The sequence below is a fragment of the Streptomyces sp. MB09-01 genome (assembly GCF_033794505.1).
Taxonomy (GTDB): Bacteria; Actinomycetota; Actinomycetes; order Streptomycetales; family Streptomycetaceae; genus Streptomyces.
In genome coordinates this window covers 1-21,625 of the sequence record NZ_JARAYQ010000145.1, presented here as the reverse complement: position 1 = coordinate 21,625, position 21,625 = coordinate 1, and the positions used below count along the sequence as shown (strand labels likewise).

Below are 21,625 nucleotides of genomic sequence, written 5' to 3'. Positions count from 1 at the left end.
GGTGCGCGCTTCGCCCCGTACGTGGACACCTCCCTCTACCCCGCCTACGACCTGGTCGACACCGCGGCCAAGACCGGCGTGAAGGAGTTCCACCTCGCCTTCATCACCTCCGGCGGGGGCTGCGCACCCCTGTGGGGCGGTGTCACGGACCTCGCGAGCGACAAGGTCGCCGCCCAGATCGGGGCGCTGCGCGCCAAGGGCGGCGACGTGCGGGTGTCGTTCGGCGGGGCCGCCGGGCACGAACTGGCCCTGAACTGCGCCACCGTGGATGAGCTGGCAGCCGCGTACGGGAAGGTCGTCGACCAGTACAAGCTCACCAAGGTCGACTTCGACATCGAGGGCGCGGCCCTGCCGGACACCGCGGCCAACGCGCGCCGTGCGCAGGCCATCGCCCGGCTGCAGAAGTCCCACCCCGGCCTGGACGTCGCCTTCACCCTGCCCGTGATGCCCGAGGGGCTGACCCAGCCCGGTGTGGCGCTGCTGGCCGACGCCAAGAAGAACGGCGTGCGGGTCGACGCCGTCAACATCATGGCGATGGACTACGGGCCGGCGTACAGCGGGGACATGGGGCAGTACGCGATCCAGGCCGCGACGGCCACCCAGGCCCAGATCAAGGGGGTGCTCGGGCTCTCCGATGCCGCGGCGTGGAAGGCCGTGGCCGTCACGCCGATGATCGGCGTGAACGACGTCACGAGCGAGGTCTTCACCGTCGAGGACGCGACGCAGCTGGTGCAGTTCGCGGCGTCGAAGGGGATCGGCCGGCTGGCCATGTGGTCCTCGACGCGCGACAAGCAGTGCGCGGCGGGCGCCGTCCACTACGCCGATGCCACGTGCAGTTCGATCCTGCAGCAGCCGCTGGCCTTCACCAAGGCGTTCGCCGCGCTCAAGTAGTCGCACTCAAGGGCTCGGGCTCGCTCGGCTCGCCCGGGCTCGGGCTCGAGCAGCTCGAGCAGCCGCGCTCAAGCGGCAGCGCCGAACGGCCCACGGGCCCGCCGCACCTGACGTGCGGCGGGCCCGTCGCGTGCTACGCGAGGATGCCGGCACGGGTGGCGAGGTCGAGCGCCGCCTCCGGCCGTGGCGCGGGGCGGCCTTCGGTGTGACCCGGAGCCAGCAGGGCCGTCACGGCACCCGCGTCGGCCTTGCGCTCGTGCGCCAGGGCCGCGAACCGGGCGACGGCTTCGCCCAGACCGCGCGCCCGGTCGTACGGGGCGTCGTACGAGGCCACGGTGAGTTCGAGGAACTCCTCGTGCGAGCCGACCCAGGGGGCGGCCCCGTCCAGCCCGTCCTCCCTCAGCTCGTCCGGGTACCGGATCCGGTGCCAGGCGCCGCCCTCCCACCAGTAGACGAAGCCGAAGAGGTTCCCGGCGGCGTCGTCCCGCAGGAGCTCCCAGGGCAGCCACGCGGGGCCGCCCTCAAGGAAGTCGATCTGCTCGCCGGCGGCATGGGTGTGGCTGCCGTCGGGGTCCTGCCCGCAGAACACGGCGCGTTCCCCGTCGAGCACGGTCAGCCGCCACCAGCCGCCCGCGCCGGTGGAGTGGCACCAGAGGCCTTCGTCGTCCAGAGAGAATTCGGTGCTGGTCGAGCATGCGGCGTCGACCATGGCCATGGTCACCGCTCTCGCCCACAACAGCTCGGGGTGGTCGAGGTCTTCGGGTCGGCTCGGCGTGTGCATGGTGTGGTCTCCTCCCTGTGCCGGGAGAAAGCCTCGCACGCGGGTGCCGCGGCCCCGAGCGCGGGCACGGCCCGGCCGCCCATCGGCCCATCGGCCCATCAGCCCTCGTTCCTCGGCCGAAATGCCGATGGCCGGGCGGGTCCGGGGGCTGGGACGCTGGCTCGAGGCCGTTCGGCCCACCTCCAGCCATTCCCTCCCGAGCAGGAGCCGCTTCGCATGCTGGTCCTCGACTCTTCCCGAGCGGACACCGCCTGGCGCGACGCGCCGCCGTGGGCTTCCTGCAGGCCAGGTGCCCGTGGGCCGATGTGAACGACGTCCTGCTCGTGGTCAGCGAGCTGCTGGGCAACGCGGTCCGCCGCACCGACGGCGGATGGCCTGCCGGCCGCAGGCCCTCGCCGTCGAGGTCTACGACAGCAGCAGCGCCCGGCCCGTTCTGCGGACCGGGGACGCGGAGAACGGCGGCGGCTTGGGCTGGGGCATCGTGAAGGAGCTGACGGAGGCGCGTCAGATGGCCTCGGGCGCGCGAGCCGCCGACCGCCGGATCGCCGCCCGCCGGGCCGGCCACGAGCCCGTGCCGGCACCGCCCGCATCCCCCGGGTACGCCCCGTAGGGACACCGAGCGGATCCCGCCAATGCGTTCACGACCCCAACTGCCAACTCAACAAGCCGGGTTACCGTCCGGCCATGCTTTCGAACACAGGAACCCCCGTCGCCGTTCCGCGCAGTCGCCGCGCCCTGCTGCGCACCGCCGTGACGGGCACGGCCGCCGCCGGCACGGGCCTGGCCCTCGGTTCGGCCTTTCCGGCTTCCGCCGCATCACGGGACCAGGAGAGCGCCGAGCGCGTCACGACCCCCGCACAGGCGCTGCGCCGACTGGCGGCCGGCAACCAGCGCTGGCGCAGTCGGCGCCAGGAGCACCCGCACGAGTCCGCGTATCTGCGCCGCCGGCTCCTCGAGGGCCAGCAGCCGTTCGCGATCGTGCTGGGCTGCGTCGATTCGCGGGTGCCGCCCGAGGTGGTGTTCGATCAGGGGCTGGGCGACCTGCTGACCGTGCGGTCGGCGGGCGAGGTCCTCGACGAGGCGGTGCTGGGGAGCATCGCGTACGGGGTTCTGGAGCTGCTCGTACCGCTGGTGCTCGTCCTGGCCCACCAGTCGTGCGGAGCCGTGGCCGCGGCGGTCCACGCGGAGGAGACGGGCGAGCCGCTGCCCGCCCACATCCAGTACCTGGCCGATCAGATACGGCCGTCCATCGACCACGGCCAGCGGGGTGACGCCCGCGTCGACGCGACGATCAACGCCCACGTACGGGGGGTGCGCCGCCGGCTGGCGGCCGAGCCCGACCTGGCGGGGAAGGTGACGGCGGGTGAACTGGCCGTGGTCGCCGCCCGCTACGAACTGCGCGACCAGCAGGTCCGCACCCTGTCCTGACGGCGGCGGGGCACGTGCGGCTCATCCCGGCGCTGTCCGCGACCGGGATGAGCCGGGCTTCACGACCGTCAGGCGTTGACGCAGACGTTGCCGGCGGCCGGGTTGAGCGCGCCGATCACGTTGATGCTGTTCCCGCACAGGTTGATCGGAATGTGGACCGGGATCTGGATCAGGTTGCCCGAGAGGACACCGGGCGAGCCGATCGCGGCGCCCTCCGCCTTTGCGTCCGCCGACGCCGAGGACGCACCGCCGATGACCGCCAGGCTCATCACCAGGGCAAGACCGGCACTCTTCAGAACACGCGACACGTGACATCTCCTTGTAACCGCACAGCGATGCCGGAGCACCGCGCGGCCCCGAGGGGGACCGCCCCCTTTCATTCGGCAGCTGACGGCCGCCCGCCGTGGTTCAGGCCGCCGGTTCCCTCGAACGGGTACCCCCGCGGCCCCCGTTTGGAGGCATCGGAGCCCGGTGGCCGTGGGACAGTTCGACGGAGGCCTGTTCGAGACGGCCGGTGCAACGCGCGCCCGACATCGGTCAATTCGCTGCCGAACGCCTAGGCGACAGGGTGCGGTGGAAGGTGCCGCCCCGCCACCACGACGGCGTCGTCCTGTGGGACACCGCCTACGGCGACCTCGACGTGGTGCGGAACGCGCCCGCGGGGCGGGAGCTGTTGTACGGGTCCGTCGCGGCACTGCGCGAGCGCGGGCCGCGGGTGGGGCTGGGTGCCGCTGCTGCCGCCGGACGGGCGGCGGGAGCGGCGCCCGACCGTCGGCCGAGCACCCTGTCCGTGGACCGCCGCCGCGTCTATCTCGTCTGCTCCGGCCCGCCCCGGGCGACCGTGCCGGTGCGCGGACTGCGCACGGCGGTGAAGCGGGTGCGGGTGGTCGGCACGGGCACGGAGCCGGCCCACCGGCGGTCTGCACGACGTACCGGGCGTGCGGTGGATCGACGCGCCCGCAGCGGCGGACGCCGGTCCTCTGACGACCGTACCGGCCGTGGAACTGGAAGCGGAGCTGGAGCTCTACCGCGGCGCGGGCCGGAGGTAGGCCGACGTCTCCTCCGCATGCGCAGCAGCGTCCGCATCGGCACCTGCACCCGTTCGCGGGGCGGGGCCGGGCCGGTGCCGATCGCACGGGGGGACGCGGCGGGTTCGCGCCTGCACGCCTTGTTGAAGACCTGCAGGTCCGCAATGCCGACGGCCGCCGGGATCGCGGGGATCGCCGGGGTGGACTCGCGCAGCAGATGCCGGGGCCGCTCCCCGACGGCGCCGGATGTACGCCACGACCGTGCCGTCGGTCTCCCTCCCAACAGCCGGATGAGGTGGTGGTGGGAGATCCCGGCGGCCCGCGCGACGTCGGGCACCCGCAGCGGCCGGGCCAGGTGGGAATCGACGGAGGCGAGGGCGGCCGCCGCCGAGGCGTGCGGCCGGGCGCCGGGGCCGGTGGGTTCGGCGAGCTCCGCGACCCGCCACAGCGCCCCCACACCTCGGCGTCCGCCCGGCGCGGGGCGCGCGGGCGGCGGCGATGGCCCGCAGCAGGAGCGCGGGGGCCTCCTGGGCCAACCCGATCGAGGCACACTTCGGGCCGCTGCGACAGTTCACCCTCGCCAACTTCCACCCCAACCACACCGTCCAGACCCGCCAGTTGCTCCGCTATCTGCGCTGGCGTAACCAGAACCCCCGCCACCCCGACGTCCTGGCCGCACAGCGCCGCGAACGCGCCCACATCCGCAGTGAGAAGGGCATTCGCTGGGCCGGACGCCCCCTCGCCGCCGCAGGCTGACCAAGTAAGTGATCCCGCCGTGTCCGGATGTGGAGATCAGACAGCGACCAGGCTCTTCGCCATGACCCGCTCCCTGCCAACGCCATCGGGCAGAAGATCGCCGGGCTCACCCGTGTCCGTGAAACCGTGCCGCTCATAAAGCGCGGTTGCCTTGCGGTTGTCCGGCATGACGGACAACCGCAGCGTCGTGGCACCGCGCTCCACCGCCCACCGCTCGACCGCCCGGATCAGGCAGTCACCCACGCCCTCGCCCCGAGCCGTGGGGTTGACCCACATCGAGATCAACTCCACGTTCTCTGCTTCCTCGCCCGGCACTCCGCTGGCCATGCCCACCGGAAGGCTGTCGAGGAGCGCGACGAGATCGTACGCGCCAGGAATCGACAGACGGGCACGCCAGCGTTCCTCTCGGTCACCGGAGCCCTGCCACTGGGCCAGTGTCGATCCGAACGCGTAGGGCGCCTCAGCAAGCGCGGCCAGTCGCAACTCCCGCCAAAGGGGCCAGTCGTCTGATTCCAAAGTGCGTAGTTCAAGCATGATCCAGACCCTGCCCGCCCGCCGGGGCGGGCAGCAAGTTGATTACCACGATGCAAACGAGGTCGTTCAGCCCTGCGACCAACCGAAACCGGGGAGCAACGGTGACTCGCGCACCCGCAGACCAGGAGACCTCGGTGAACCTATCCGGTCACGGCACTAGAAGCGGCCGACAGGGCATCCCCCCAGCTCTGGAGGCTCCATGTCCGTTCCGTGGTCGCGCCGTTCCTTCCTCCGCCTCTCCGGCAACACCGCACTCGTGACCGGAATCCCCTCGGCCTCCATCTTCCCGACGGCGGGCGCCGCGTCCGGCGCGGGGGACGAGTTCGACCGACTCCGCGACAAGTGGCGCGAGATGCTGCTGGGCAGCGGTTTCGACCCGGCCGCCGCGCCGTTCGCCGCGAAGCTGGCCCTGCTGGGCAGTCAGGGCGCCGAACAGCGCGCGGCCATGGCGGCCACCGCCGGATCGCTCTGGCCCGACCTGCCCCTGACCCTCTCCGCCTCGATCACCGCCACCTACGCCCGGCTGGGGACCATGGCCCAGGCGTACGCGCAGCCCGGTGCTCAGCGGTTCGGCCTGGGCCGTGACCGACCCCGCCCGGCAGCTCGTACTCGACTCGGTGGAGAAGTCCTTCGCCCCGTTCCTCCACAACGGCCTGATGAGGACGCCGTGTCCGGACGTGCCACCAGCCGGGGCACTGCGAGGACCGGCCCCCACGGCTTCCAGGGCGGCGACCATGGCCGGGGGCACGGCATCCTGGCTTCCGTCGCGCTGCTGGGAACCGCCGCGAGCAGCGCGGAGCAGCGGCGCTGGCGCGGCCTGGTCAAGGGCTGGGCGCAGCGGGACCACTACAGCCCCGTGCTCTCGGACACCGACCTGGGCGTCGCTGCACTGGCCCGGGCGCATGGCCTCCAAGCGGATGGGCTTCTACGAGACGGGCAACGGGGAGAACCTCCGCGGCTGGCACGCCGGGGCGGGCATGCTCCAGTGGTGGGGGACACGTACGGCAACGGCCAGTACACCGACGCCTTCTGGCCCACCGTCGACCCGTACCGGCTGCCGGGACCACCGTCTCGAAGAAGCCGCTCGCCGACGCCGAGGGGGGTGCCTGGGGCCTGCCGAGACCGGACGTGAACTGGGTCGGCGGCGCCGCGGACGGCGAGTACGCGGCCATCAGCCAGTTCGTCCGCGGGCTGTCGAGCACGCTGTACGCCAAGAAGTCATGGTTCTGCCCGGCCGATGCGATCGTCTGCCTGGCGGGATCGGCGCGGGCCACCGACGGCGCCGCCGTCGACACCCTGGTCGAGAACCGCAACCTCGGCGCCACCGGCGCCCAGGCCCTCACCGTGAACGGCGCCGCGCAGTCCACCGCCCTGGGCTGGTCGGCCGCCCTCCCCGGCACCCGCTGGGCGCAGATCGCCGGCCACGGCGGGTACGTGTTCCCCGGCGGTGCCACGGTGTGGGCGCTGCGCGAGGCCCGCACCGGCTCCTGGCACGACATCAACACCGGGGGCACCGCCGACCCGGTCACCCGCCGCTATCTGACCCTGTGGGTCGCCCACGGTGTGGACCCGGTCGATGCCGCCTGCTCCTACGTCCTGATGCCGGGTGCCACCGCGGCGGCCACCGCTGCCCGGGCCGCGGACACCGGCTGGCTCGGCGTCCTCGCCAACGACAACGCACAACAGGGCGTCAGGGTCGCCCCGCTGGGCGTCACCGCGGTGAACTTCTGGTTCGCGGGGACCGTCGGAGCCCTCACGGCCGACGGCCCCGCGTGTGTCCTCGTACGGGAGCACGGCGACGGCCGGGCCACGCTGTGCGTCTCCGATCCGATGCGGATGCGGACCGCTCTCACGGTCACGTGGCGCCGGCCGGTGGCGTCCGTCCCGTCCGGGCCGGCCACGCTCACCTCAGCCACGACCGGCTCGGCCCTCACCCTCGTCTTCGGGCACCTCACCGGCTGGCCGGGGCGACCCAGCGGATCGAGGTCGCACTGGGCTGATCCGTGGAACGGAATCAGGTCCCAGGCGGGCAGCCGGTGGCTGTGGTGGGCGGCCAGGCGCGCTCGCGGTGTCATGCTCACACCCGGCCGACGGCGTCATTGTGCTGCTTCGGTGAGCTGGACGAGCGTCGAGCCGGTGGTGGTTTTGCGGACGTGGAGTCGGTGGGTGATGCGTCGCCGGAGTTCGGGGACGTGGCTGATGACGCCGACCGTGCGGTCGTGCGCGCGCAGGGAGTCCAGGACGTCGAGGACCTTGTGCAGGGTGTCCTCGTCGAGGGTGCCGAAGCCTTCGTCGATGAAGAGGGTGTCGAGGGCCCGGCCGCCCGATTCGGCGGTGACGACGTCGGCCAGACCGAGGGCGAGGGAGAGGGAGGCGAAGAAGGACTCGCCGCCGGAGAGGGTGTCGGTGTCGCGGTCCTTCCCCGTCCAGGCGTCGGTGATCTTCAGGCCGAGGCCGGAGCGTGCGCCGTACGAGGCCCGGTCGTCGGAGTGGACGAGGGTGTAGCGGTGTTCCGACATGCGGGTGAGGCGGGTGTTGGCGGCGGCTACGACCTCTTCGAGGCGGGCGGCCAGGACGTAGGCCTCGAGCTGCATGCGGAGCTGGTTGCTGGGCGAGGTGCCGTTGACCAGGCCGTGGAGGTGGTCGACGGTGCGGTAGGCGTGTTCGAGCGGTTCGAGGGTCTCGATGTGGGTCGCGAGCCGGGCGAGGAGGCCGGCGAGGGCACGGGTGCGTTCGGTGGTGTGTGCGGCTTCGGCAGCGGCGCGCGCGTGGCGGGTGGTGGCGGCGTCGAGCTGCGCGGTGGCTTCCTCGAGGTTGGCGGGAGGCATGCCTGCGGCCGCGGCGAGCTCGGGCTCTTGAAGGCGTGCCGTGGCGACCGCGCGTTGTTCGCGCCACCGGTTGATCTCTGCTTCCAGGGTGCGGATCTCGTCGTCGGAGCGCAGCGCTCGTGCGGCGGCGTCGAGGGAGTCGAAGCCGACCGAGCGGGCTGCTTGCTCCGCTTGTCCGGTCACCTGGCCGTGTTCCGCGGCCGTGCGGAAGGTGGCGCCGGCGTGTTCGGCTGCGGTGGTGAGGCGATCGGCTGCCTGTGTGAGGTGCGTGATGCGCAGCGGGAGGGTGGGGGCATCGGCGCGGGCGGTGGCGAGCTTCTGGTCGAGTTCCTGGACTTGGGCGGCCAGAGCGTCGTAGCCGGCGTCGGCGGCGGCGAGCCTGGTGGCTGCGGTGGTGCGAGCAGCGTCGGTCCGGGTGTGCTGCTGCTCCAGGGAGAGGAGTTCCTCGGTTGCCGGGCCGGCGTCGGCGGCGGCGGCGAGGGCTGCTGCCAGACGGGTTCGAAGTGCGGTGTGTTCGCTGGTGAGGTCGGCCAGGGCGGTGTCTCCGCCCGCCTCGCCCCGGGCGGCGGCCGCCTGCTCGAGGAGCTGCTGCAGCGCGTCTTGGAGGGTCCGCTGGGTGTCCTGGGCTTGCGTGTGGCGGGTTTCGGCGGCGCTTTCGTCGGCGGCCGTGGGCTGATCGGGGTGCGGGGCCGCCGGGTTCGGATGGATCGGGGAACCGCAGACCGCGCAGGGTTCGCCGTCGGTGAGCTGGAGGGCGAGTTCGGCAGCCATGCCGTCGGTGCGCCTGCGCCGGATGTCGATGTGTTCCTGGGCGGCCCTGCTCGTCGCGGTCTGAGCCGCAGAGAGTGCCTGCTCGGCCTTGCCGATCTGCTCGACGTGGGCATCACGGCGTTTCGCCGCGTCCATGCGGGCGTCGAGCCGTGTCAGCGCGGTGGCGTGTTCACGGCCGGATTCCTCGGCGGCGCGGGCTGCTTCGAGGCGGGCGCGGAGTTCCGTACGGCGCTGGGGCGCGTCGTGGAGCCAGGCGTCGGCGTCGCGCAGATCCTGGGCGAACTCCTGGCGTTCGTCGTCCACTTTCTGCAGGTCCGTCTTGTGCTGCTGGAGCGCCGCCTCATCGGGGAGGAGCGCGCGCAGTGCGCCGATGTCGGCGCGCAGGTGCTGTCCGGCCTGGGTGAGCCCGGCAGCGTCGAGCGTCGCGTGCTCGGGGTCCAGCAGGGTACGGGCGCGGCGTTCTTCCTCCTGCGCACGGACGCTCTGCTCTGCGGCCGCCTTCGCGGCCCTCAGGAGCGGGGCGACCTTCTGCCCTTGCAAGGCGTCTTGTCGTTGCCGGCCGAGGTCGGCCTGCCGATCCGTCCGCTCGTCCAGCGTCTCGAGCTGGTGGCGTGCTTGGCGGTGTGCTTCCTGGTGGGAGGCGAGTTCGCGTACGGCGCGTTCGCGGTCCCGGAAGGCGGCCAGTTCCGTTTCCGCGAGAACGGCGGCGGCTGCCGCGTCGCGCTCGTGGGCGGCTGCCTTGGTGTGCAGGTCGGTGGCCCAGGCGACGGCGGGACCGGTGAGGGTGGCGGGGTCGGAGGCGAGCGGGGCGCCCTGTTCGGGTTCGAGGTCGTCTCCGGCTTGCTGCTGGATGCGTTCGGTCAGGCGTATGACGGCCGTGCGGGCCTCATCGCGCTGTGTGGCGAGGGTGTTCCTTCGCGCTGCCAGCCAGGTCTCGACAGAGCCGAATCGATGGGTGTGGAAGAGCTTGCCGAGGAGGTCCTTGCGGTCGGAGGCACCTGCGCGCAGGAACTTGGTGAACTCGTTCTGCGGCAGGAGGACGACCTGGCAGAACTGCTGCCGGCTCATGCCCAGCAATTCCTTGATCTCGTCCGCGGCTTCCCTGTGGGACCTGCTCAGCGCTTCCCAGCGGCCTTGTCCGAGGGGGCCGGTGGTCCACTGGCTGAGGTGGGTCTCGGCCGCCTGCTGGGTGGTCCCCTCCCCTCGGAGCTTCGGCTTCTGCTGGGCGGGAACGCGTCGGATCCGCAGGCGCTTTCCGCCGAGGGTGACTTCGAGTGTCACCTCGGTCAGCAGGGTTGCGGGCGCGTGGTCACTGCGCAGCTTCAGCTTGCGGTCGGTGGGGGGCTCTCCGTAGAGGGCGACGCAGATCGCTGCGAAGACGGTGGTCTTCCCGGCGCCGGTGTCGCCGTGGAGGAGGAACAGTCCGTCACGGGTCAGGGCGTCGAAATCGACGGTGTGGGTGCCGGCGAAGGGGCCGAACGCCTGCAGGTGCAGGGTGTGCAGGCGCATGTCAGACGGCTTCCTTCTGCTGGGCGCTGATGCGGGAGTTGTCGATCGCTTCCTGCAGGAGGGCGCGTTCTTCGTCGGTGGGCTCGGAGCCCCGCACGGTGGTGACGAAGTCGTGGGTGATGTCGAGGTCACCGCGGCCGCGCAGTCGCTCGCTGTACGTGGGGGTGGTGGTGGCCTGCGCCGGGATGGCGGCGGGGATGTGTTCGAGCTGCAGGGTGTGGGGGAAGCGCTGTTTGAGGCGCGCCATCGGTTCGTAGGGGCGGGCGGTGTCGGTGAGCGTGACGTGCAGCCAGGACTCGGTCAGGGCCTCGTGGGCCGGGTCGGTCAGCAGGTCCTGCAATCGGCCCGTCAGGCGTGCCAGGGGAAGCCGCAGGTCCGGGGGCAGTGCCGTGCGGGTGACGGTGGGCGCGGCTCCTGCGGGCAGGTCGACCAGTGTCAGCGACTTGCTGTGCCCGGATTCGGAGAAGGAATAGGCCAGCGGAGAGCCGCTGTAGTGGGCCGTGTCGGTGACCCGCTGGGGGCGGTGGAGGTGCCCGAGGGCGGCGTAGTCGATGCCGGCGAAGACGGAGGCCCCGGCGTGGGCGACGCCGCCGACGCTGATGTTCCGTTCGCTGTCGGTTTCACTGGCGGGGGCGTCGGCGGCGGTGATGAAGGCGTGGGCGAGCACGACGGAGCGGGTGCCTTCGGGGCGGGTGGCGAGGTCGGCGCGGATGCGGTCCAGGGCGGCGGTGAGGACGGCCTCGTGGGAGGCTGCCCCGGCATCCAGGTGGGTGCGTACGAGGGTGGGCTCGAGGTAGGGAACCGCGTAGACGGCGACAGGGCCGTCGGCGTCCTCGAGCAGGACGGGGGTGCCGATGTCGGCCGGGTCGGTCCGCAGATGGACCCGGGCCCGGGCCAGCAGGCCGGCGCCTACGCCCAGGCGGTGGGCGGAGTCGTGGTTCCCGCTGATCATGATGGTGGGTATGTCCAGGTCCGCCAGCTGGTGCAGGGCGTGGCTGAACAGGCGCACCGCGTCCAGGCTGGGAATGGCCCGGTCGTAGACGTCGCCCGCGACCAGAAGGGCGTCCACCTGCTCGGTGCGGGCGGTGTCGCAGATGTGGTCGAGGACTTTGCGCTGGGCGTCGATCAGGTCTTCTCCGTGGAACCGGCGGCCCAGGTGCCAGTCCGAAGTGTGCAGGAACCTCATGGGCACAGACCGTAACCGCGACCGTGGGGGGATGGACGGCTTTCCCGATAGATGGACACCGCGCAGGCGGGGGGCAGCAGTTGCGGTGATGCCGCCACATGACGGAGCGCCCCGCCCGGACCGCCCCGGCATCTTTCACCGTCGCCCACCCGTGTCGTGCCGCCCCTGGGCGTGGTCAGCTGGGGCCTTGGTGCGGGCGGCGGCCGAGGGGCAGGAGGTACTGGAGGGGCTGGTCCGGGTCCTGGAGTCCGAGCAGTTCGTGGGCGAGGTCGTCGTGGAAGCCGCCCAGCGTGGTCCCGCCCAGGCCCAGGGCCGTCGCCGTGAGCAGCAGGGTCTGGGCCAGGTGGCCGGTCTCCAGCAGGGCCAGGCGCAGCGCGCGCAGTCCGTAGCGGCGGCGCAGCAGGCCGAGGTCGGCGTAGAGGGCGAGGAGGACCGGTGCCTCCGCGACGCCGATCCAGTCCGGGTCGGCCGACGGGCGCGAGAGGTAGGTCGACAGGGCGGTGATGTCCTCCAGGGGCGCCACCGGGCCGATGCGGCGCAGGGTCCGGCGCTCGGGGACGCAGTCGTAGGTGCCGGCCGGGAGCCCCGCCACGTCGAGGACGAGGAGGCGGACGCGTGCCGTGTGGAGGGCGCCCGCGCTGGGGTAGGGGCGGTGGGCCAGGGTACGGGTCGTGCCGTCGGCGAGGCGCTGCTGGCTGCGGCCGCCCTCGGCGAGGGAGTGCCACAGCAGGGTGCCGAGCGTGCCCGCGTCGAGCGGGCCGGTGAGGGCGCCGCGGAGCGAGGAGCGGGCGGCGAGGACGGTGCCCAGGGACACCTCGGGCAACGGGTCGGCGGGGAGCGGGAGTTCGGCGGCCGCGGCCGGCTCGGTGTCCTCGACCGTGGCCGACGGGCGCAGTGCCGAGTCCTCGCCGCGGCCGATCTGGAACTTGCTGCGCTCCAGGTACTGCAGGTCGGGAGCGGTGTGGCCCGGCGGGAAGAACCCGGCCGGTCCGTCCGTCTCCAGCAGGGTGCGCGCGGCCAGCCGGCACACGGCTCGTTCCTCGTCGGGGCTCACGCCCAGCCGGTTGAACAGCATGTGGAGCTGCGAGCCCCAGATCCCGGCCCGGGTCCGCTCCCCCAGGCCGTCGAGCAGCGCGTCGGCCTCACGGACCCGTTCGGCCCAGCGCGCCAGCCAGGGCGCCGCCGTGCCCGCCCGGAGGCGGTCGCGCAGGTCCGCGGCGCGCCCGCTGAGGGCCGTGCGCTGCGCCGCGTGGACGGTGTTGACCCGGGTGTGGACGGCGGCGCCGGGCAGCAGCGGCACCTCGGTGACCCAGCGCCAGCCCGCCGCGTGCGCGCGCAGCCAGCGTGCGGCGGCGAGTCGGTCCGTCCCGAGCGCGTACGCCGTGGTGTGCGCCAGGTCCGCGGCTGCGGTGAGCCGGGACGCGGCGGTGCTCCCGGCGGGCAGGGCCCGCAGTACGTCGAGGGCGGTGCGCGTGGAGGCACCGAAGACCGCCTCGGCGACGGGCAGCGCCTGCGGGCCGCCGTAGCGGCGCGTTTCGGGTACGTAGGGCACGGCGCGGATCTCGCCGTGCCGGGAGGGCCAGGGGCCGGGCACGGCGGGTGTCCGCCGCGCCTCCCGCGCCAGCAGGTCCGGTAGTTCGCTGAGCTTCGGACGCGGCTCGGGGAGGTCCGCGGGCGCCGCGGGCCCGGTGGTTCGGACACGGATCCGTACGTGGGGGCCGTCCTCCCCGTAGCGGATGAAGAACCAGTCGGCGGCTTCGCCGGCGGCCACGAGGCCGTCGAGGAGCGGGGCTGCGTCACGGACCAGGAAGCGGTCGGTGTCCTCGGTGGTGGAGTGCAGGAAGAGGTGGTGGCTCTGCCAGGTGCCGGCGGCGGTGCCCGGGCCGTTGTCCATGTCGGTGTCGATGTCGGTGTCGGTGCCGGTCTCGGTATCGGTGGCGGTCTCGGTCGTCTTCACGTCGTCCGGTCCTCATCGTCGCATGTGGGGTCAGGGGAAGGGGTGCGGGTGCAGGGGCAGTTCCTCGTGACGCCCGGGCCGGCCGGTCCGGCCCAGGCGGTGCGGCACCTCCAGCAGCCGGGGCAGGCCGAGGGTGCGCCGGTTGACGTGCCCGAAGGTCATCGGCAGCGCGCCGGGGACGACGGCCTTCACGCAGTGCAGGCCGAACCGCTCGCGCAGCCCCGGCTCGGTCTGGTCGACGGTGATCACCTCCAGTCCGGACCGGGCCAGCCGGTCGACGGTCCGCGTCAGGAGGTCGGAGAGGTCGGGCACCGGCGCGGGGGCACCGGGCCAGGCCTCGGCTACCGGCACGGCCGGGGTGTCGGCGAAGAGGAACTCCAGGCGGGGGGCGGCCTCGGGCAGAGTGCTCAGCCCTACGTGGTCGTCCAGGGTGAGCACGAGTTCCGGGCGCTCCAGCATGGGCCGCAGCCGCTCGGGATCGCGCGGTCCTCCCTCGGCGAAGGAGCGGTGCGGCGCCTCCAGTACGTTGGTGACGACCTCGGCGACGGCGGAGCGGACGGCGGCGCGCGGATCGTGGTGGGCGCCGGCCGCGAGGAACATCCGGGGCGCCTCCGGGTGGCCGCCCTCGTAGCGGCAGACCGCCAGGACGGCCGGGATGCCGAAGTCGTTGGTCGCGTCCAGGAGGAGGAGCCGGTAACCCGCCGCCGCCGCCCGGTCCGCGAGCAGCAGGGTGTCGGTGTCGTCGGCCGGCAGGTGGATGCGGCGCAGCGGGGTGGCGGCGTACCAGGCCATGAGGAAGGCGTCGCGCTCCGCGACCTCGAACAGCCCGTACAGGGCGGCCTCTTCGGGGCTGTTGCCGAGCCCGCAGCCGTTGGAGGACTCGTACACGACGCGCGGCCGGTCCGGGCCGGGCACGTCCCAGTACGCGACGTGCTCGGGGACCGCGGTCGGCCTGCGGTGGGTGAGGGACCAGCCGCGCACCCAGTGGAGCGGCAGGTCCGGGGTGTAGGGGACGGTGGGCGAGCCGGAGTGGCCGTGGTGGGCGGGGTCGGGCAGGCCGAGCCGTTCGGGGTCCACTGCCTGATCGGGGCCCAGCTCGGCGAAGGAGGCCAGCAGGTCGGTGCGGCGGCCGGTCGGACGCATGCCCGCGTACCGTTCGACGGCCTCGAAGAGGGCAATGCGCTCGCTGTCGGCGAAGGTGCGGGCCCGGCCGTGGCCGCCGTCGTCGACGGACCGGCCGTCGGTGACGACCGCGCTGGTGAGGCTGAACGCCGAGTCCTCGGAGCGGCGCAGCAGCCGCACGGGCCCGAACCGCTCGTCGTACAGGGCGGCCCGCAGGGCGGCGCCGGTCGTACGGGGGTTGGGGCCGCGCAGGACGGCCGCGTCGGGCATCGGGCGCGGTTGCGACGGCAAGGGGCGGAGCGGGGCCTCCGCGTCGGACGGCAGCGGGCGGCACACGTCGCAGCCGCCGACGGGGCGGACGCGGTGGGTGGACCAGGTGCCGCGGCCCTGGTGGACGACGTGGACGACCGCCGAGTCCGAATCCAGGTCCGGGTCCGGGTCCGGGGCCGGGTCCAGGTCCGGGGCCGGGTCCGGGTGGTCGAGGAGCTCCTGTACGAGGGCCTCGACGGCCGGGGCCAGGGCCGGTGAGGGCACTCCGGCCAGGGTCAGCTTCGGGCTCTGCCACGGGACCCGGCCGCCCGCGGTCGCCAGTCGCTGGTACTCGGTGCAGACCAGGCAGGCCGCGCCGCCCGGCCGGAGCACCGGCCCCACCACCGCCAGCGCCCCGTCGAAGCGCACCGGGACCAGGGCCACGGGCCGGCGCAGGGCGTGGCGGCTCAGTTCCTCGGCGAGGCCGAGCGTCCACCGGGTCAGCAGGACCGCGGCCCGGCCGCTGGTGGCCGCCAGCGCGGCGGCGGCGTCCAGCACGGGGACGGGACCCGGTACGGCAGCGGCCGTGGGTGCGGGGACGACGGGAGGGCTGGTCATCGGGCCTCCTCGGCGGTGCGGAGCACGGTGAAGCCGAAGGAGCGCAGCAGGCCGGCGGGTTCGCGGTCCGCTGCGAAGTCCGTTGCGGAGTCCAGTGCGGAGTTCAGTGCCGACTCCGGCGTGACCGGCGTGCCCGGCGTGGCCACGGGGCCGGCTCCGGACAACTGGTGGAGGGTGTTCTGGAAGGCTTCCTCGCGCCCGGCCAGGTCGGCGAGCCAGCCCCCTGTCCAGCCGAGGTCCTCCCAGGCCGCGGTGCGCACACCGGCCGCCGCCAGCGGGGCGACCGCGCCGCCGGAGGGCCGGGGCCGGCCGGCGGGCGCCCCGTCCGCGGCGGTGCAGACGGCGGTGGCGGCGGCCAGCGCGGCGAAGGACGCGGCGTCGCCGGGGGTCGCCTCGACGGCCTCGCCGAGCACCGGGCCCGGCTCGCGCCCCGGCTCCGCCACGGTGCGGCGGACCACGGCCCGGTATGCCTCCGTACGGGGGGCCGCCCGGTGCACCTCAACTCGCGCGGCGATGCCGAGTCGGTCGGTCAGGGTCGTCCACCAGTGGCGGAACTGCGGGTGGCCGGACCACCGGGCCGGGTCCACCGCGGTGCGGCCGTCCGGGACGGCGGCGGCGAGGCGACGTGTGACAGCGTGGCGCAGGGCGCGGCCGCGGCCGTGCCCCGGGTCGGCCCCGACGATGAACTCGTCCTCCCCGAGCATCAGTTCGGCGGCCCGGCAGAACAGTTCCAGTCGGGCCAGGTCGAGGCGGGGCCCGCCGCCGGTCAGCGTGCGGAGCGTCCCGCCATCCCCGGGGGCGGTGCCGGGCAGCGTGCAGGTGGCGAGCGGCACCGGGAGTTGGGGCAGTTCCCCCGGCAGCGGTCCGGGCAGGGGTCCGCAGCGGCGCTCCCCGAGGGCGGCGATCCGCCGCAGCGCCTCATCGAGCCCGGCCGGGGGCGCGAGGCGGACGCGGCGGTCCGCGTCGATCCGCTCGGGGCCGAGCCAGCTGTGGTGGTCCGCGCGGGCGGGGCGGGCGTCGGCGAGGAGGACGGCGGGGATTCCGGGGAGCAGCCGCGGATCGTCCCCCTCGACGGCCGGATCGGGCAGTCCGGCGGCCGCGCACAGCAGCCGGTGCGCGGCGGCGCCGGCCAGCAGCGCGGCGAACGCGCCTTGGACCTCATGGGTTTGCTGCGCGGCACCGCCCCCGGCGCCGTCGGCGAGCCGGGCCTCCAGGGCCTCCGCGTCCGCGCGCGCCTGGGCGGCGCTGCCGGGGGCGGTCGCGTATCCGGTGGCGCCGCCCCGCCCGGCCGCGACCGCCCGGTCCTGGCCGGCACTGCGTACGGTCAGCAGGACCCGGTCCCCGGGCAGCCCCGGGTCGGGGGTACGGGTGACGGGCAGACCACCGGCCTCCAGCGCCCGTACGGCGGCGGCGGCGAGCGGGGACGCTGGATCGCGGGCCAGGACCTCGGCCCGTGCGGTAGCGAGGGCGGCGGCCGCGTCGGCGGGGTGCCCGGCCGTGGCGTCGATCCACCGTGCGACGGCGAGGTCCACGGCGCCGGTGGGGTGCACTGCGCAGGAGGGGCCCACGACACCGGTGGGCTCCGGGTGTCCGGCGGCGGGCGGTCCCAGTAGGAGGAGGTCGTGGTCGGCGAGTTGGCCGACGAGGGTGTCGACGGCGCCGCGCACGGCCGAGCCCGGCTCCAGGCCCTCCCGGAACTCTGCGAGGCGGCCGGAGCGCAGGGGTTCCTCCAGCAGGCCCCAGACCACCGGAACGGCGGTGCTGCCCTCCAGCGTGACGCTGCCGTGCCGCCCCCGCACGTGCAGGCCGGCGCGCAGCGGGGTGGCGGCGGTGCCGGGCCGCAGCCGGTCGCCGCCGCTCACGGGACCGCTGCCGGTGCTCCCGCCGTTGTTGCGGCCGTTGCTCCCGCGGGTCATGTCCGTGCCTCCACCGCGTCGATGACGGCGCCGATCTCGGTGCGCCAGTCGCAGCCGGTCAGGGCGGGCACGGCGCGGACGACCAGGTGCGCGGCGAGGTAGCGCTCCAGCGGGCGGACGTCGCAGACGGTCAGCAGCCGGTACAGGGCGTTCGTGCAGGCCCGGTGGACGAGGTAGTCGGGGCGGCTCCACATCGCGCCCTCCGGGTCGGCGCGACGCAGCAGTCGGTGGAACTCGCTGTAACGGGTGCGGATGTCCTGGTTCCAGCGCTCGTGCGCGGCGGCGTCACCGGTGGCGGCCGCCCGGACCCGGTAGGCGAGCGGATCTCCGTGCAGGTCGGCGCCGGCGTCGTAACGCTCCTGTGCGAGCCGCCATGCACCCTGCGAGAAGCCGGCCCAGGCTCGTTCCCAGTCGTCCGCGCGGCCGTCGGCGATCCGTCCGACGAGGGCGGTCACGGTGTCCCCGGCGCGCTCCCCGTGCCGCTCGAAGGTGGCGCGCAGCCTTCCGTCCGGGTCCTCGTGGAGCAGGAAGTCCTCCAGGTGGGAGACGTACGACCAGTGCCCGCCCGTCAGGCCGCCGGGGTGGGCGCAGGCATGGGCCGCGAGGGCGGTCACCGCAAGGCGGAGCCGGGCCCGGTCGGTGTAGCCCTGCCGGCCGAGGAAGCCGGCGCCGGCCCGCAGTGCGTCCAGGCCGGACCGCAGCAGGTCCTCCCGCAGGGCGGTCCCGTCCGCTCCGAGGAGAACGCGTACGGAGGACCGGTCGACGGGCTCGATCCGGACCGTGTTGTCGGGGAGGACGGGCCCGTAGGGCGGGGCGACGAGTTCGGCCCGCCCGGCCTCGGCGGCCCGTTCCAGGAGCTGGGCCTCGGTGAGGTCGCTGTGCGAGGGGTGCGCGCGCAGCCAGGCGCGGACGCGCCCGGCCGCGGCGGCGGCCGTGTCCGCCACTTGGGCGGGGTCGACGCCCTGCAGGCGCAGCCGCAGGTGCGGACCGTGCAGCCAGTGCCGCTCCACGTGGGCGGCGGCCCCGTCCGCCGCGGCGGCAGTGGCGAGCGGCAGCATCACCTCGCGCAGCAGCAGGGCCTTGACCGGGTGGTGGTAATACGCGACGACGTCCAGCGCGCTGCTGTCGCGCGGGTCGCCTTCTGCGGGGGCATCGGGGTCGGGGTACGGCATGTCCGGCAGGCTCCTCTCCTGGTGCTGCGGTCTCGGGGGGATCGGCGGGATCGGGGGCCTCGACGGGCTCGGCCGACCCAGCGGGCGGGTCATCGCGGGCGTCCGTCCCGGTAGACCTCCAGGACGAGTTCGACGGCCCGGACGGGCGGGCCCAGGCCGCCGGGTGCGGGCAGCGCCTCTTCGAGGACGACGCCGTCGGTGTGCCGGGACAGCCATTTCGCCAGGCAGCGCAGGTGCAGGGCGTTGCCGAGGTCCGCGAGGTGCGGCTTGGGGCGGGCCAGCCGGCTCAGGAAGTCCTCGGTGGCGCGGCCGGTGGGGGCGCCGGCCACCGGGTGCAGGAAGACCTGCTCGGGCAGGCCGAGCAGGGCCCGCCAGTGGGCCGCGGCGGCCGCGGGGACCCGTCCGGGGCCGGTGTCGGCGGCGAGGTCGGCGCGCAGCCGGGCCACCACGCCGGACGGCAGCAGCCAGCGGCGGCGCTGGAGCACCACGTGCCGGTGGCGGAGCCGGGAGCTGACGGTGACCCTGCCGCCGGGTGCGGCCAGGGCCCGGCGGGGCGCGAGGGGCCGGAAGTCGACGACCCCGCCGGGGTGGTCGGCGAGGTGGGGCGCGATGCGCGTCGGCAGCAGCACGGGGGCGAGGAAGCCGGGGTACAGCACGTCGAGCGGCTCGCCGGTGGTCCGCAGGCACATCCGGATCTGGTCGGTGGCTTCGTCGTGGACGAGTTCCAGGTCGGCCTCGGCGATCGGGGTGCGGTGCCGGTCGGGGCCGATCTCGTCCGGGACGAGGAGGGGGTGGAGGTTAGCGTTGAACCCGCCGACGGGCCGGATCTGGGCGGGGCGCGCGCCGGGACCGAGGCCGCGGCGGATCTGCCGGGACACCTCGGCGGTGGCGCGGGGGTCCAAGGAGTCCAGGAAACGGCTGGCGAACCGGCCCCATCCGCCGTAGACGTGGTTGACGGCCAGCAGCCCGGTGGCGGGGTCTCGCTGGAGGAAGTAGGCGTAGCTGAGGGGGCGTTCGACGATCGGGGTGGGGAGCCGCTCCCCGAGGGTCTTGAGGACGTCCGCGGGGAGCACCGCGTCGTGGAAGGCACCGGATGCGTCGGAGGCGTCGGAGGGCTCGGCGTCGTCGGAGGGATCGGCGTCGTCGGAGGGATCCGGAATGTCGCGGCCTGCGGGACCGTTCTGGTCCCGCAGGGCGTCGGCGACCTCCGCACGCAACCGGGCGAGAGGTTCGGTCGCGCTGGGGAAGGCGTCCCGGTCGGCGGGGTCGAGGAGGGCGGTCCGTCCGGCGGACTCCCAGGCGGCGGTGACGTCGGCGCCGAACTCCCAGGGGTTCGCACAGCGTCCGCCGGCGCCGTAGCGCTCGACGAAGCGGTCCCGGACGGCGCGGCGGACGAGATGGCCGAGGTCGAAGAGTTCGGCGAGGGCGGTGACCTCGCCGAGCGCCTCGTGGTCGGCGGCGCCGAGGAAGCCGTCGAGCGCCAGCGGGCGCGGGGCGACCACGTCCTCGGACAGGACGGTCAGCGGGGCGGAGGCGGTGGGGACGGGCCGGCCGGCGGCGGCCAGCTCGGCGGTCCAGCGCTGGGTGAGGACGGTGAGCCGGTCGGGGCGCTCGGCGGCCGGGGCGGCGGCGAACCGGGCGGTCAGCGCGCCGAGTTCGGCGATCCGGTCTGCGCGTCCCGCGTCCTCGGGGTGGCCTGGTGCGAAGGACCGCACCCAGGCGGCGAGGCGTTGCAGGGGGTCGGGGTCCTGCGGGGGGACCGGGTCCTGCGGGACCAGCAGGCCGGCGTGGGCGAGCTGGTCGAGGAAGGCGGCCGCCGCGGCACGGCCACCATCGCCGCCATCACCGCCGGTCGGGCAGAGCGCGGCGGCCAGGTGCCGTGTCAGCTCCGCGAGCGGTACGGGGTTCTCGGCGAGGCCGGTGAGCAGGCGCAGCGGTCCGCCGGAGGCGACCTCCGCCTCGTCCTCGGCGGGCACGAGGTAGCGGCCGCCGGCGAAGGAGGGCCGGTCGCGGAAGTACGCGGCCCGTCCGCCTGCGGTCCGTGCGGTGCTGGTGATGCGGTGGGGCAGCGCGGTGCGGCGGTGCGGCGCGTCGAGGAGCGCGAGGGTGAGCGCGGTCGTCAGGGTGCGGTTGGCCCGTACGACGGACCGCAGGGGGCCGTCGAGCAGGGGTTTAGCGCCCCAGGAGGTGACCGGGCGGGCCGGGCCGTCGGCGGGGGCGCCGGCCAGCGGGCCCCATCCCACCGCCGTGAACCACGACAGGGGGCTCGTCTTGGTGCTGGCCCGCAGGGCGTAGCGCAACACCGTGGGCTCCTCCTTGCGGGCCCGGCGGTCGGCCGCGCCGGTGGCGGCACGGTTCACTGCGCGCAGCAGGTCGGCGCTGGTCAGGGCGGTGGCCTTGGCGAGGGCGGGTTCGCGGCAGAGGGCGGCGAGCACGGCGCGCTCGGCGTCGAGGGCGGGGCCCGTGGCGGCGTCGAGGGCGACGAGGAGGGCGTCGCGGTCGGCGCGCAGGGTGAGCCAGGCGGCGAGCCGGGGAAGGCGGGCCGGCAGGTCGCCGAGGCGGGCGAGCACGGCGGGACGGGGTTCGCGGCCGTTGTGCAGGGCCCGCCGCAGGGGCAGGACGACGTCGCGGTGGAAGTCGGCGGGGTGGCCGTCGCGGGCGGCGTACAGGTCGTCGCAGAGCGGTGCGGCGGTCAGGGCCAGTTCGGCGTCGAGCCTGTGGAGGCCTGCCAGCAGGTCCCGGAAGGCGGCCGGGGCCGGCTGCTGGGCCGGGTGGGCGAGCACGGTGGCGCGGGCCAGCGCGTAGGGCGCGGACCGTACCCGGTAGCCGTCGGCGCCGGGGGTGGGGTGCGGCTGCGGCATGGGTTCCCGTCCTGTGGG

Annotated in this window: 12 protein-coding genes and 4 pseudogenes; 6 read left to right on the top strand and 10 right to left on the bottom strand. The window is 74.6% G+C overall.

What is annotated here, in order from left to right; all coding sequences use genetic code 11:
• Positions 1 to 891: pseudogene (locus PV721_RS26810) on the top strand (chitinase); the annotation flags it as partial.
• 133 nt (positions 892 to 1,024) lie between these two features.
• Here PV721_RS26810 and PV721_RS26805 read toward each other — a convergent pair.
• A complete protein-coding gene (locus PV721_RS26805) occupies positions 1,025 to 1,672 on the bottom strand; it encodes a hypothetical protein (protein ID WP_319728421.1) in 648 nt (215 codons plus the stop codon).
• Positions 1,673 to 2,042: 370 nt separating this feature from the next.
• Between PV721_RS26805 and PV721_RS26800 the strand changes: the two genes are divergently transcribed.
• A complete protein-coding gene (locus PV721_RS26800) occupies positions 2,043 to 2,282 on the top strand; it encodes a hypothetical protein (protein ID WP_319728420.1) in 240 nt (79 codons plus the stop codon).
• 74 nt (positions 2,283 to 2,356) lie between these two features.
• A complete protein-coding gene (locus tag PV721_RS26795; protein WP_319728417.1) occupies positions 2,357 to 3,100 on the top strand; it encodes a carbonic anhydrase in 744 nt (247 codons plus the stop codon).
• Positions 3,101 to 3,168: 68 nt separating this feature from the next.
• Here PV721_RS26795 and PV721_RS26790 read toward each other — a convergent pair whose 3' ends face one another.
• Complete coding sequence (locus PV721_RS26790; RefSeq protein WP_319728425.1) at positions 3,169 to 3,369, bottom strand: chaplin; 201 nt, start codon at positions 3,367 to 3,369, stop codon at positions 3,169 to 3,171.
• A 1,113-nt stretch (positions 3,370 to 4,482) separates the two neighbouring features.
• On the opposite strand from PV721_RS26790, the pseudogene PV721_RS44050 reads away from it, so the two are divergent.
• A pseudogene (locus PV721_RS44050) lies at positions 4,483 to 4,884 on the top strand (IS630 family transposase); the annotation flags it as partial.
• Between the two features lie 36 nt (positions 4,885 to 4,920).
• Here PV721_RS44050 and PV721_RS26775 read toward each other — a convergent pair.
• Positions 4,921 to 5,418, bottom strand: a complete 498-nt coding sequence (locus PV721_RS26775; RefSeq protein ID WP_319728416.1) for a GNAT family N-acetyltransferase — start codon at positions 5,416 to 5,418, stop codon at positions 4,921 to 4,923.
• Positions 5,419 to 5,617: 199 nt separating this feature from the next.
• Between PV721_RS26775 and PV721_RS44045 the strand changes: the two are divergent.
• Both PV721_RS44045 and PV721_RS26770 read left to right on the top strand, forming a co-directional pair.
• Positions 5,618 to 5,926: pseudogene (locus tag PV721_RS44045) on the top strand (lyase); the annotation flags it as partial.
• A gap of 49 nt (positions 5,927 to 5,975) precedes the next feature.
• Positions 5,976 to 7,418: pseudogene (locus PV721_RS26770) on the top strand (polysaccharide lyase family 8 super-sandwich domain-containing protein); the annotation flags it as partial.
• Positions 7,419 to 7,514: 96 nt separating this feature from the next.
• On the opposite strand, the gene PV721_RS26765 reads toward PV721_RS26770, so the two are convergent.
• The 7 genes from PV721_RS26765 to PV721_RS26735 all read right to left on the bottom strand — a co-directional run bounded on the left by PV721_RS26765 (position 7,515) and on the right by PV721_RS26735 (position 21,607).
• Complete coding sequence (locus PV721_RS26765) at positions 7,515 to 10,526, bottom strand: SMC family ATPase (protein ID WP_319728414.1); 3,012 nt, start codon at positions 10,524 to 10,526, stop codon at positions 7,515 to 7,517.
• A gap of 1 nt (position 10,527) precedes the next feature.
• On the bottom strand, positions 10,528 to 11,712 hold the full coding sequence (locus tag PV721_RS26760) for an exonuclease SbcCD subunit D (RefSeq protein ID WP_319728413.1): 1,185 nt from the start codon (positions 11,710 to 11,712) through the stop codon (positions 10,528 to 10,530).
• A gap of 175 nt (positions 11,713 to 11,887) precedes the next feature.
• The gene (locus tag PV721_RS26755) at positions 11,888 to 13,669 is read right to left on the bottom strand and encodes a thiopeptide-type bacteriocin biosynthesis protein (RefSeq protein WP_319728411.1); all 1,782 of its coding nucleotides are present in this window, start codon (positions 13,667 to 13,669) and stop codon (positions 11,888 to 11,890) included.
• A gap of 30 nt (positions 13,670 to 13,699) precedes the next feature.
• Positions 13,700 to 15,658: a TOMM precursor leader peptide-binding protein gene (locus PV721_RS26750; RefSeq protein WP_319728408.1), complete on the bottom strand. Its 1,959-nt coding sequence runs from the start codon at positions 15,656 to 15,658 to the stop codon at positions 13,700 to 13,702.
• Complete coding sequence (locus PV721_RS26745; RefSeq protein ID WP_319728406.1) at positions 15,655 to 17,574, bottom strand: hypothetical protein; 1,920 nt, start codon at positions 17,572 to 17,574, stop codon at positions 15,655 to 15,657. Before PV721_RS26745 ends, PV721_RS26750 begins: the two co-directional genes overlap by 4 nt.
• Positions 17,571 to 18,746, bottom strand: coding sequence for a lantibiotic dehydratase C-terminal domain-containing protein (locus PV721_RS26740; protein ID WP_319728404.1), 1,176 nt, complete (start codon positions 18,744 to 18,746; stop codon positions 17,571 to 17,573). The genes PV721_RS26745 and PV721_RS26740 overlap by 4 nt, the downstream gene beginning before the upstream one ends.
• A gap of 89 nt (positions 18,747 to 18,835) precedes the next feature.
• Complete coding sequence (locus PV721_RS26735; protein WP_319728403.1) at positions 18,836 to 21,607, bottom strand: lantibiotic dehydratase; 2,772 nt, start codon at positions 21,605 to 21,607, stop codon at positions 18,836 to 18,838.
• Positions 21,608 to 21,625: the final 18 nt, after the last annotated feature.